Origin of the sequence: Alloalcanivorax sp. (genome assembly GCF_964221125.1) — a bacterium.
GTDB lineage: Bacteria > Pseudomonadota > Gammaproteobacteria > Pseudomonadales > Alcanivoracaceae > Alloalcanivorax > Alloalcanivorax venustensis.
The window spans coordinates 1-12,376 of sequence record NZ_CAXPXK010000002.1; the positions used below are offsets into that span (position 1 = coordinate 1).

At 67.0% G+C, this 12,376-nt stretch carries 11 protein-coding genes; 8 read left to right on the top strand and 3 right to left on the bottom strand.

Annotation, left to right across the window (positions count from 1 at the left end; translation table 11 throughout):
* The first annotated feature begins 571 nt into the window (after positions 1-571).
* The 8 genes from ACEQZD_RS00130 (at position 572) to ACEQZD_RS00165 (ending at position 8,340) form a co-directional block, all read left to right on the top strand.
* Positions 572-1,360, top strand: a complete 789-nt coding sequence (locus tag ACEQZD_RS00130) for an SDR family NAD(P)-dependent oxidoreductase (protein ID WP_370183260.1) — start codon at positions 572-574, stop codon at positions 1,358-1,360.
* Between the two features lie 186 nt (positions 1,361-1,546).
* Positions 1,547-2,353, top strand: coding sequence for an IclR family transcriptional regulator (locus tag ACEQZD_RS00135; protein ID WP_067609703.1), 807 nt, complete (start codon positions 1,547-1,549; stop codon positions 2,351-2,353).
* A 9-nt stretch (positions 2,354-2,362) separates the two neighbouring features.
* Positions 2,363-2,833, top strand: a complete 471-nt coding sequence (locus tag ACEQZD_RS00140; protein WP_083209795.1) for a PaaI family thioesterase — start codon at positions 2,363-2,365, stop codon at positions 2,831-2,833.
* A gap of 98 nt (positions 2,834-2,931) precedes the next feature.
* Positions 2,932-3,357, top strand: coding sequence for a host attachment protein (locus tag ACEQZD_RS00145; RefSeq protein ID WP_142948353.1), 426 nt, complete (start codon positions 2,932-2,934; stop codon positions 3,355-3,357).
* A gap of 110 nt (positions 3,358-3,467) precedes the next feature.
* Entirely contained in the window at positions 3,468-4,157 is a 690-nt protein-coding gene (locus ACEQZD_RS00150) for a response regulator (protein WP_370183262.1), read from the top strand.
* Positions 4,154-5,317, top strand: coding sequence for a nitric oxide-sensing protein NosP (gene nosP, locus ACEQZD_RS00155; RefSeq protein ID WP_370183264.1), 1,164 nt, complete (start codon positions 4,154-4,156; stop codon positions 5,315-5,317). Before ACEQZD_RS00150 ends, nosP begins: the two co-directional genes overlap by 4 nt.
* On the top strand, positions 5,289-6,734 hold the full coding sequence (locus ACEQZD_RS00160) for a hybrid sensor histidine kinase/response regulator (protein ID WP_228547969.1): 1,446 nt from the start codon (positions 5,289-5,291) through the stop codon (positions 6,732-6,734). The genes nosP and ACEQZD_RS00160 overlap by 29 nt, the downstream gene beginning before the upstream one ends.
* 85 nt (positions 6,735-6,819) lie before the next feature.
* Positions 6,820-8,340, top strand: coding sequence for an aldehyde dehydrogenase family protein (locus ACEQZD_RS00165; protein ID WP_370183267.1), 1,521 nt, complete (start codon positions 6,820-6,822; stop codon positions 8,338-8,340).
* Positions 8,341-8,440: 100 nt separating this feature from the next.
* Here ACEQZD_RS00165 and ACEQZD_RS00170 read toward each other — a convergent pair whose 3' ends face one another.
* The 3 genes from ACEQZD_RS00170 to ACEQZD_RS00180 form a co-directional block, all read right to left on the bottom strand.
* Entirely contained in the window at positions 8,441-10,525 is a 2,085-nt protein-coding gene (locus ACEQZD_RS00170) for a TonB-dependent receptor family protein (protein WP_370183269.1), read from the bottom strand.
* A 49-nt stretch (positions 10,526-10,574) separates the two neighbouring features.
* Positions 10,575-11,111, bottom strand: a complete 537-nt coding sequence (locus ACEQZD_RS00175; protein WP_370183272.1) for an acyloxyacyl hydrolase — start codon at positions 11,109-11,111, stop codon at positions 10,575-10,577.
* Between the two features lie 293 nt (positions 11,112-11,404).
* A partial coding sequence (locus ACEQZD_RS00180; RefSeq protein WP_370183273.1) for an efflux transporter outer membrane subunit occupies positions 11,405-12,376 on the bottom strand: 972 nt, incomplete at its 5' end.

Sequence of the window (12,376 nt, forward strand, 5' to 3'; positions counted from 1 at the left end):
GTCGGCCGCAAGCGTCCAGCCACAAACCGCAAGCTAGAAGCAAACAACCGCACTTTGAAAGTCACAAGTTGAAAAACCAACCCAGGATGCCCCATCCCGAGTGAACGGGCCAGCAACCCAAGCCCACGGCAACGGCACAATCAACGCCCCTGGTATCCCGCCGGCCGGCAAAGCCGGCCTTTCGCTTGCAAGCAAGCTCCCACAAGTCGGGCTTCGTAGCGCCCCTTGAGGCCGGCACCTTCAGAAGCTTCGGCCCAGGAATCCCCACCACCGCAGAGGCTGTGTGCCGGACCCCCGAACGAGGGCTGGACCGGAAGTCCGCACCGCCCAGGCGCAGGGTCCGGATGTCTCATCCAGGACTGTGTGAGGCAGGGAGCCGAACCGGTCCGCCGCCGCGGCAAGCCCCCAGGGACGGGTTCACGGCGGGTCCTGGGCAAAACTCCCGGGCCCCGCGCCGTGCTACGGAGTCCTAATCCAGTCTATTTAGTGAAACAGCATTCCAAAATCTTGACCCCGCGTCCAGCTCATGTCATCTTCCAAAAAAAGCACAAACTAAGTCCAGGAGACCCCCATGCAGCGTTTCGACCAGCGCAACGTCCTGATCACCGGTGCCGGCAGCGGCATCGGCCGCGCCGCCGCCCGCCGCTTCGCCGAAGAGGGCGCCCGCCTGGTGCTGGTGGACCGCAACCAGGAAGGCCTGGAAGAGACCGCCGCCCACCTGCCCGAAGGCACCCGGGTCACCCTGCGCACCGTGGACGTCTCCGAGGAACAGGCGGTCAACGCCCTGGTGGAAGAGGTGCTCGCCGCCCACGGCACCCTGCATGCGCTGGTCAACAACGCCGGCATCGCCGGCCACGACTACTCCACCATCACCGACAGCGACACCGAAACCTGGCAGGCGATTCTGGGCGTCAACCTGATGGGCCCGATGTACTTCATCCGCGCCGTGGGCAAGCACATGCAGGCCCAGGGTGGCGGCGCCATCGTCAATACCGCGTCGGTGGCCGGCATCCGCTCCGGCGCCGGCGGCAACGCCTACAGCGCCTCCAAGGCGGCGGTCATCAACCTGACCAAAACCGCCGCCTGCGACCTGGGCCAGTACAACGTGCGCGTCAACGCGGTCTGCCCCGGCCTGATCGAAACCGGCATGACCAAGCCGGTGTTCGATTACGCCCGCGACAACAACAAGGAACAGAAACTCGGCAGCCGCTGCGAATTGCGCCGCTACGGCCGCCCGGAAGAAATCGCCGCGGCCATGGCGTTCCTGGCCAGCGACGACGCCAGCTACATCACCGGCCAGGCGCTGGCGGTGGACGGTGGCAACACCGCCTCGCTCAACCTGCCGGGCATGAAACACTGAGCCTGTACAGGACGGCTTGGCCGAAGGTAGAACGCCCGTACCCTCCTAAGTGAAATGGGTTTTTGTTATATTTGCGGGCTTTATGCACAACTATAAAAGCGACGAATAAAACAACAGCGGGCCCGATGCTGGTTATTTGCCAGCCGGGACCCGCTGATCCCGAAGCCTGAATCGAGGAAATGCCACATGCGACGAGCCGCTCTTGGAAAGGACGGGTCCGCGGATAAGGACCGTAATTTTGTTACCGCGTTGGCACGCGGCCTGGAAATCCTGCGCTGTTTCGGTCCCTCCGACGAATACCTGGGCAACGCGGAACTGGCCAAGCGCACCAGCATCCCCCGTCCCACCGTATCGCGGATGACCGCCACGCTGACCCAGCTCGGCTACCTGCGCTACGCCGAGAACCTGGAGAAGTACCGGCTCGGCCCCGGCGTGCTGGATCTCGGCTATCGCTATCTGGCCAGCGAAGGGGTGCGCGACATCGCCCGGCCCTTCATGCAGGAACTGTCCGACGCCACCGACTGCCTGGTGGCCATCGGCGCCCCGGACGGCGCGTCCATGACCTACATCCAGGTGTGCCAGGGCTCCGGCCCGCTGGTGCTGCGCCTGACCGTCGGTTCGCGGGTGGCGATCGGCACCTCCGCGGTGGGCCGCGCCTTTCTGGCGGCGTTGCCGGCCAAGGAGCGCGAGCCCTATTACGAAGCGATCCGCGCCCAGAACCCGGACGCCTGGCCGGACATCCAGCGCGGCCTGGAGCGCGCCTTCAAGGAATACGAGCAGTACGGCTTCGTCACCTCCGACGGCGAATGGAACCGGGACGTGAGCGCCGTGGGCGTGCCGCTGATCCTGGATAACGGCGGTCAGGTGGTGCCGTTCAACTGCGGCGGCTCGTCGCTGCGGCTGAGCCGCCGCATCCTGATCGAAAACCTCGGCCCGCGCCTCAAGGAAGTGGTCGAGCAGGTCCGGCAAATGGTGCAGGGCCGGGATATTTGAGGACAGTGAATGAGCAGCAGCAGTAGCGCCACGCCGGCGTCCGAATACACCATGGCCACGGCCACCGCCAAGTTCAGCCATGGTTTCCCGGCCCTGTTGGGGCTGGAATTTCTGGAATGGGAAGAGGGCAGGGTCGTGGTCGGCATGCAGGTCGACGAGCGCCACCTCAACCTGGGCCGCCGGGTACACGGTGGCGTGCTCGCCACCCTGCTGGACGTGGCCGGCGCCTGCGCCGGCACCTTCTGCCCCTACCCGGACCGGATCCGCAAGGCGCTCACCCTGTCCATGACCACCACCTTCACCGGCCAGGCCGGCCCCGGCTACATCCGCGCCATCGGCGTTAAACGGGCCGGCGGCAGCCGCATCTTCAACTCCACCGTGGAAGTGTACAGCGAGGACGACACCCTGCTGATCCTCGGCGAGGGCACCTTCCGGCTGCGCAGCGACTCTCAGGACCCGCGCGGCGCCCCCATCGCTTAAACCTCTTTTACACCAACGCGGCCGGTTCCGCTTGAAGGGCGCCTCCTTGACCCGCAATGCTGTGTTCAGGAACACAGTGATTGCCGAAAGGAGGCACCATGACTACTTATATCGTCGCCAGTAACGCCGCCCACGCCCGGGTGTTCGCCCACGAAGTGGGTACCTTCAAGGAAATCGACCAGCTCGATCACCCGGAAAGCCAGGCCCACGTGGGCGATCTGCGCACCGGCGGCAAAGGGTCCGAGGGCAGCGGCGCCCTGCACGGCAACCCGCGCGCCACCGGCAACCAGCAGGCGACCTCGGACAAACACGCTGCCTTCTTCGCCAAGGAAGTGGCCGAGTACATGAAACACAACCTGGAGCAGGGCCGCGCCGACCGCTTCATCCTGGTCGCCGAGCCCCGTTTTCTCGGCGCCCTGCGCGACAAGCTCGACCCCACCACCCGCGACGCGGTCAGCCGCGAAATCGACAAGGACCTGACCAAGCAGAGCGCGGACGACATCCGCAAAAAGCTGGATCTGTGATGCGTCTACGACTTTAGGCGAATATTCACGCCACAGTGCCGCCGGGGCGCGCCCGGTCGTGGTAAATTCGGGGTTATGAGCCTGATAAGAATTCCAACGAGCCGATAACCATGTACCAGGTGCTGATCGCCGACGACCATCCCCTGTTCCGCGAGGCCATCGCCCGGGTGATCGACGATGGCTTCCCCGGCAGCACGCTGTTGGAGGCGTCCGACCTGGACTCCGCCCTGGCGGTGGCCGGCCGTCACGACGACCTGGATCTGGTGTTGCTGGACCTCAATATGCCCGGCATGCAGGGCCTCAGCGGCCTGGTGCGGCTGCGCAATTTGTTTCCCACCCTGCCGGCGGTGATCGTCTCCGCCGAGGAAGAGAAACGGGTGATCCTGCAGACCATCACCTACGGCGCGGTCGGGTTTATTACCAAGTCCACCCCCCGCAAGCAGATGATCCAGGCCCTGGAGCAGGTGCTGGCCGGCTCCATCTACCTGCCGGCGGACATCATCCGTGCCGGGTCCGGCGCCGGCGAAGAAAGCACCGTCGCGCGCCGCGAGCCGGAGGACCTTTCCGACGTGCTCGCCACGCTCACCCGCAAGCAGCTGCAGGTGTTCGAACGCATGTCGCGCGGCGATTCCAACAAGGTGATCGCCTACCAGCTCAATATCGCCGAAAGCACCGTGAAGGCCCATGTGTCCGCGATCCTGCGCAAGCTCGGCGCCACCAACCGGGTGCAGGCGATCCTGTCCGCCGGCGACATCGACTTCGCCGCCTATCTGCGTGCCCCGAAGGTGCCGGAGCGATGAACGCGATCCCGCCCAGTGCCGTAATCACCGCGTTCAGCGACGCCCGCGACGAGCGTCTCGCCGCCCGTGACCTGGCGCAAAAGCTGCGCCACGACAATCTCGGCTGCGTGCTGTTTTTCTGCTCCATCGACTACCGGCTCGACCGCCTGGCCGGCGCCCTCGCCGAAGCCTTCGGCGACCTGCCGCTGTGCGGCTGCACCTCCGCCGGCGAGATCACCAGCCGCGGCTACGACAGCGGCACCATCGTCGCCATCGGCTTCGACCGCCGTTTCTTCTCGGTGGGCGCGCGCCTGATCGAGCGGCTCGACGGCTTCAGCCTGGCCGACGCCCAGCAGCTCACCGACAGCCTGCTGTGCGAGTGCCGGGCCGCGTCCGTGGCACGGGTCGACGCCGACAACACCTTCGTGCTCACCCTGCTGGACGGCCTCTCGGTGAACGAAGAGCTGGTGCTCGCCACCCTCAATTCGGCGCTCGGCAGCATCACCAGCCTGGGCGGCTCCGCCGGCGACGACTACCGGCTGTCCGGCACCTACGTCTACAGCGACGGCGCCTTCCACAGCAACGCCGCCATGGTGCTGATGATCAACAGCGCGCTGGATTTCGAAGTGTTCAGCTTCCACCACCTGCGCCCGGCCACGGTGAAGCTGGTGGTCACCGCCGCCGACGCCGAACGGCGCGTGGTCCAGGAACTCAACGCGGAACCGGCGGCGGAAGCCTACGCCCGCTTGGTCGGCGTGCCGGTGGCGGAGCTGGACGACGTGGTGTTCGCCCGCTACCCGCTCGCCGTGCGCATCAACAATGACTACTACGCCCGCTCCATTCAGCGCGTCAACGACGACCTCAGCCTGTCGTTCTACTGCGCGGTGGAAAACGGCATCGTGCTCACCGCCATGCACACCGGCTTGATTCTCGACGAGCTGGACCAGACCCTCAGCGACATCGAAGAGCGCCTGGGCCCGGCCTGGGTGACCCTGGGCTGCGACTGCTGCCTGCGCCGTCAGGAGATCGAAGCGGACGGCACCGTCGACCAGGCCTCGGCGCTGCTGCGCCGGCACAGCGTGGTGGGCTTCAACACCTACGGCGAGCAGTTCAACGGCATGCACATCAACCAGACCATGACGGGGGTGGCGATTGGCCGAAGACAACGCAGCCGACGGTGACAGCGCGTCCCCCTGGGATCTTCACGAAGCGCGCCTGATGGCGGAAAACGCCCGCCTGCGGCGTATTTGCGACGCCCTGATCGAACGGGTGGAAGAGAGCAACATGGCGCCCACCGCGCCCTACGCCGCCTTCCAGCACTCGGTGGTGCTGGCCGAGCAGGTGCGCGAGCGCACCCAGGCTCTGCGCGAAGCCAACCAGCAACTGCTGGACGAAATCGAAGAGCGCCGGCGGGTGGAATCGCGGCTGCGCGAAGCCACCGAAAAAGCCGAGCGCGCCAACATCTCCAAGACCAAGTTCGTGGCCGCCGTCAGCCACGACCTGATGCAGCCGCTCAACGCCGCGCGCCTGTTCACCAGCGCCCTCCAGGACCAGCCCGACCACAACACCCAATTCATGCTCAGCCACATCGACACCGCGCTGCTCGATCTGGAATCGCTGATCACCACCCTGGCCGACGCCTCCAAGCTGGACGCCGGCGTGGTCAGCGCCGAGCCGGGCGTGTTCCCGCTGCGCCGGCTGCTCGACGTGCTCGCCGAGGAGTACCGGCAGATGGCCGCCGCCAAGGGCTTGCGCCTGCGCTACGTGCCCAGCTCCGCGGTGGTGCGCTCCGACCCGCAACTGCTCAGCCGGGTGATGCGCAACCTGCTCTCCAACGCGGTGCGCTACACCGATCGCGGCTCGATCCTGCTCGGCTGCCGCCGGCGCGGCGAGCGGGTGGAAGTGGTGGTGGCGGACACCGGCATCGGCATCGGCGACGATCAGATCGGCGATATTTTCCAGGAATTCAAACGCGGCGCCCGGGCGGTCAAATACCACGAACGGGGCCTCGGCCTGGGCCTGTCCATCGTCGAAAAAATCAGCCGCATCCTCGATCACCCCCTGACCGTGCGCTCGCGGGAAAACCGCGGCTCGCGCTTCGCCCTGCAGCTGCCGCTGGCGCGGCTCAGCGCCGCCGAGGCCCGCGCCATGGAGCCGGCCGCCGACGCCGGGCGCACCCTGGCCGGGCGCCGCGTCTGGGTGGTGGATAACGACCGCGCCATCTGTTCCGGCATGCGCACCCTGCTGGAACAGTGGGGCTGCCGGGTGGCGGCGGCGGAATCGGTGCAGGCGCTGGCCGAACACCTGGACCCGCGCCGCGACCCGGCCGACGTGCTGCTGATGGACTACCACCTGGACCCGGGCGGCGACAACGGCATGACCGTCGCCGACGCCCTCAACCGGGACCGCCGCCGGGCCGGCGCCGAGGCGCTGCCGGTGATCATGCTCACCGCTGACCGCGGCCCCTACCTGAAACAGCGCTGCGCCCGCGACGGCCACACCCTGATCTACAAACCGGTCAAACCGATGAAGCTCAAACTGGCCCTGCAGCACACCCTCACGCGGGCGCCGTCGACCACCGGCCCCGCGACTAAATAAGGGGCTTTCTAGTACCGAAGTAGCATTCGGCCCACCCGGCATCGGCGCTAACCTCGAGGAAATACACGCCACGAGGTGTCCCGACATGATCTATCACAATCCCGGCAGCGAAGGCGCGGTGGTCGCCTTCAACGAACGCTACGAAAACTACATCGGCGGCCAGTGGGTCGCGCCCGTCAAAGGCCAGTACTTCGACAACGTCAGCCCGGTGAACGGCCGGGTGTTCTGCCAGATTCCCCGCTCCTCCGCCGAGGACATCGACCTGGCACTGGACGCCGCCCACCGCGCGGCGCCCGCCTGGGGCAAAACCTCCGCCGCCGAGCGCGGCAACCTGCTGCTCAAGATCGCCGACCGCATCGAGCAGAACCTGGAAGCCCTGGCGGTGGCGGAAACCTGGGACAACGGCAAAGCGGTGCGCGAAACCCTCAACGCCGACATTCCGCTGGCGGTGGATCACTTCCGCTACTTCGCCGGCTGCATCCGCGCCCAGGAGGGCACCGCCGCGGACATCGACGCCAACACCGTGGCCTATCACTTCCACGAGCCGCTGGGCGTGGTGGGGCAGATCATCCCCTGGAACTTCCCGATCCTGATGGCCACCTGGAAGCTGGCGCCGGCGCTGGCCGCCGGCAACTGCGTGGTGCTCAAGCCCGCCGAACAGACCCCGGCGTCGATTCTCAAGCTGATGGAGATCATCGGCGACCTGCTCCCCGAGGGCGTGCTCAACATCGTCAACGGCTACGGCGAGGAAGCCGGTCAGGCCCTGGCCAGCAGCAAGCGCATCGCCAAGATCGCCTTCACCGGCTCCACCCCGGTGGGCTCGCACATCCTCAAATGCGCGGCGGAAAACATCATTCCCTCCACCGTGGAGCTGGGCGGCAAATCCCCCAACATCTACTTCTCCGACATCATGAAGGCGGAGCCGGAATTCATCAGCAAAGCGGTGGAAGGCCTGGTGCTGGCATTCTTCAACCAGGGCGAAGTGTGCACCTGCCCGTCCCGGGCGCTGATCCAGGAAGACATGTACGACGAGTTCATGGCCATGGTGCTGGAACGCACCAAAACCATTAAGCGCGGCAACCCCCTGGACACCGACGTGCAGGTGGGCGCCCAGGCCTCCCAGGAGCAGTTCGACAAGATCATGTCCTACATGGAAGTGGCCCGCAGCGAAGGCGCCCAGTTCCTCACCGGCGGCGACAAGGAAACCCTGGAAGGCGACCACGGCCAGGGCTATTACATCCAGCCCACGCTGCTCAAGGGCGACAACAAAATGCGCGTGTTCCAGGAAGAAATCTTCGGGCCGGTGGTGGCCGTCACCACCTTCAAGGACGAAGCGGAAGCCCTGGCCATCGCCAACGACACCGAGTTCGGCCTCGGCGCCGGCGTCTGGAGCCGCGACATGAACGTGGCCTTCCGCATGGGCCGGGGTATTCAGGCCGGCCGCGTCTGGACCAACTGCTACCACGCCTATCCGGCCCACGCCGCCTTTGGCGGCTACAAAAAATCCGGCATCGGCCGAGAGACCCATAAGATGATTCTGGATCACTACCAGCAGACCAAGAACCTGCTGGTCAGCTACGACATCAATCCGCTCGGCTTTTTCTGAACCGGCTCGGGAGAGCCGACCCACTAAGGCTTGTGTTTGCCTTGACCCCTTTCCCCGCCCCATCCCCTGGGGCGGTTTTTTTTGGCTGCATCACCAAGACTTACCAGGCGTAGGAGGCGCCGGCGTAGAAGTGGCGGCCGGGGGCGGGCTCGAAGTAGCCGCGGTCAGCCGGGTCGGGCCGGTCGCTGTTGGCGTTGATGCGCAAGTTGCTGAAGTACTCTTCGTCGAACAGATTGTTGACCCCGGCGTGCAGGGTCAGCTCGCCGCTGTTCATGCGCCACGCCTTGCCGCCGCGCAGGCCGGCTACCACGTAGTCGTCCACTTCCGTTTCGTTCGTGTTCTCGGCGAACACGTCGCTGCTGTACTGCGCGTTGGCGATCAGGAACAGGCCGTCCAGGCCGCGCCAGGCGGCTTCCGCGAACAGGTGGTGGCGGGGCAGGCCGGGCAGGCGGTTACCGCTCACGTCCTCATCCTGCTGGTCGTCGTAGAACCGCTGGAACTGGTAGTCGGAGTAGGTGTAGGCCAGGGTCAGGGTCAGGGTGTCGGTGGTCAGGTGTTCCAGCATCAGCTCGGCGCCGTCGCGGCGTGTGCGCGCGGCGTTGTCGTAGAAGGTGCGCCCGCCCAGCTCGTAGGGGGTGATTTCGTCGCGCACCTCCACGCGGAACAGCGCCAGCTCGTAGAACAGCCGGTCGCCCAGCTGGCCGCGCCCGCCGATTTCCCGGTTCAGTGCTTTCTGCGGCTCCAGATCCGGGTTGAAGCCGCCGGCGCCGGAGGGGTTGGCGAGCTCGGTGAAGGTGGGCGTTTCGAAGGCGTTGCTGACCGTGGCGTAGACGCCGTGGCGGGGGTGGTAGCGCCAGTTCAGGCCGGCGCTGTAGCTGCTTTCGGTGAAGTCCTGGTCGCCGCTGTTGTCGCCGTCGGCGAGCAGGTCGTCGTCGATATCCAGGCGCACCCGGTCGGCGCGGGCGCCCAGGGACAGGGTCAGGGTGTCACTGAGGTCGGTGTCGGTCTGCACGAACACGCCGCCGGCGGTGGCGGTCTGGTCCTCGTCGGCGGTCAGGCCGGTGACCTGGCCGTCCGCGTTCACCGAACGGCGCCCCCGGTCGTCGCGCTGCTGGTCCGCGTCCACGCCCACCAGGAAGCGGTGCGCCAGGCCGAACGCCCGCACCCGGTCCACGTACTCCAGGCGCACGCCGTAGAACAGCCGCTCATAGTCGATCAGGCTGCTGCCGGGGAACGGCAGTTGCTGGGTGAAATCGCGCTGCGTGACGAACGCGCGGGCACGCAGCTCGCCGCCCAGGCTGCGGTCCCGGTAGAGCACGCCGAGGCGCTGCTGGCTGACTTCCTGGCCGGCGTCCAGCAGGTTGGCAAAGCGCGTCGCCTGGTCCCGGTCCTGTTCCACCTGGGCGCGGGTCAGGCCGCCCGGGTCCTGAGCCGTCGGGGTGTCCATGGCGGTGAAAAAGAACTCGATGTCGCGGTGCTCGGAGAGCGCGCGGCCCACCCGCGAAGTGAGCAGATACTTCTCCATCTCGCTCTGCTCGCGCTGGCCCTGATAGCGCACGCCGGTGAGGCTCAGGTAGTGATGGTTGCCGCCGTCCGCGCCGCCCAGCTGCAGGTTGGTCTTGCGGAAGCCGTCGCTGCCGCCGGACACGCTGAACCGCTGCGGGTAGACCAGGTCGGCGCCGCTGCGGGTGGTCATGTCCACCACGCCGCCGCTGGCGTTGCCGTACAGCACCGACGCCGGCCCGCGCAGCACGGTCAGGGATTCCAGCGCGTCCAGGTCGATGGCGTCCACCTGGGACTGGCCGTCGGGCAGGGTTTCCGGAAAGCCGTCCACGTTGAGGCGCAGGCCGCGCACCCCGAACGGCGCCCGCGCGCCGAAGCCGCGGCTGGACAGGCGCAGGCCCTGGGCGAAGTTGTAGCGGTTCTGCAGATAGAGGCCCGGCACCCGCGCCAGGCTCTCGTCCAGTTGCAGGCCGGGCTGGCCCTGCTGGGTTTGCCGGGCGTCCACCACCGTGGCGGCGCCGGGCAGATCGGCCAGGTCGCGCTCCAGGCGCGTGCCGCTCACGGTCACCGTGTCCAGCCGGTTGCCGTCGTCGGCCGGCGGTTCCTGGGCCGTCGCCAGCGCCGGGAAAACAGAAAGCAGAAGGGCGGTCAGGCGCAATGACGGGCGATCCGGATGGCCCATGGGCGAACTCCTTGTACGGCGTAGGGGCGGAAACGCCAGTGTGTTGGATCTAGAAGTTATAGGCCAGGGTCACCGACGCCAGATTCATCCCCGGGTTGGGCTTGTAGAGCCGCGAGTTGGAGGTGTGCTGGCCGCGCAGCCCCAGTGTCAGCCGGTTGATCGGCGTCCAGGCCAGCTCCGCGTGGCTGGTGAACTGCAGATTGCCGCCCATGTCGTCATCGTCGATCACGCTGTGGGTCATATAGGAAGGCTGCACGCCCACCAGCAGGAACAGGCGCCGGCTGGGCCAGTCGATGCGCACCACCGGGCCGACGATGTACACCTCGCTGCTGTTGGCCTCGCCGGCGGTGTCCTCGCCCTCCCAGCGCTCCACGCTCAGGTCCCAGTACGCCTGCACCCGGTCGGAGAAAAACGGCGCCACCGCATGCTCCTGCAGCCACGGCGCCTGCCAGCGCCCGAACAGGCTGTACAGGCGCAGCCCCTCGCCGCCGCCGGCGCGGACGCCCACGGTGGGGTCGGCATATGTCGGAACACAAAGGGTGAGTCCAGCGATCAAACAAAGCCCGGAAATCAGTGAAGGATGCATTTTCGTTCCTGACCCGCGCGATAATGGCGGGGAATTCTATTAAGGGCCTTTTGGGACCAGTTGTGGGAGCTGCTCTTGTGGGAGCGGGCCCCGCCCGCGAAAGGGAGCGAAGCTCCCGGCAGGATCCCAGAGATATCTCTAACGGCGGCGCAAACAACCTCTCTGGAATCCTGCCGGCCGGCTTTGCCGGCCTTTCGCGGGCAGGCCCGCTCCCACAAAGCGCGCTCCAACAAGCAAGCAAGAAGCTTGCCGGTGGGGGCGAAGAGACGCTGTTCTATTATTGTTTTTATTTTTTAAGGGGTTCCGCCCGAGAGCTGGATGGCGCGGTCGGGGAACACGCCGCCGCCCAGGGCCCGGTACAGGGTGATGCGGTTGGCCAGCTTCTGCAGGCGCACGGAAACCAGCTCCTGCTCCGCGCTCAGCAGCTCGCGGCGCGCGTCCAGCACCGCCAGGTAGTCGTCGGCGCCCTGTTCATAGCGGGCCTCCGCCAGGGCCAGACTGCGCCGGGTGGCGGTCACCAGCGCCTGTTGGGCCTGCTCCTGCTCGGTGAAGCTGCCGCGCGCCTGCAGCGCGTCGGAGACTTCCTGGAACGCGGTCTGGATGGTCTGCTCGTAGCGCGCCACGTTCTGGTCGCGGCGCACTTCCGCCACGTCCAGGTTGGCCCTGTTAAGGCCGCCGCTGAAGATCGGCAGGGAGATGCTCGGCGAGAACGACCAGCTCTCCGAGCCGCTCTCGAACAGGCCGGACAGCTCGCTGCTGGCGGTGCCGGCGGAGCCGGTCAGGGCGATGCGCGGGAAGAACGCCGCCCGCGCCGCGCCGATATTGGCGTTGGCCGCCTTCAGGCTGTACTCCGCCTGCTGGATATCCGGCCGCTGGCGCAGCACCGCCGAGGGCACCCCGGCGGGGATTTCCGGCAGCGCCGCCAGTTCCGTGTCCAGGTCCTCCGCCGGGCTGTCCGGCAGCGGCGGCAGCGGGGCGCCCACCAGCACCGCCAGGGCGTTGCGGTCCTGGGCCACCAGCCGCTTGAAGCGGGCCTGGTTGGCGCGCGCGGTTTCCAGCGCCACTTCCGCCTGGCGCACTTCCAGTTCCGAGCCCAGGCCCATATCAAAGCGGCCTTTCACCAGGTCCACGGATTCCTGCTGGGCTTCCACGGTTTCCCGGCTGATGCGCAGATTGCGGCGGTCCGCCTGCAGCGTCAGGTAGGCGTTCGCCACCTCCGACACCAGCGTGATGTGGGCGCTGCGGCGCGCCTCCTCGGTGGCCAG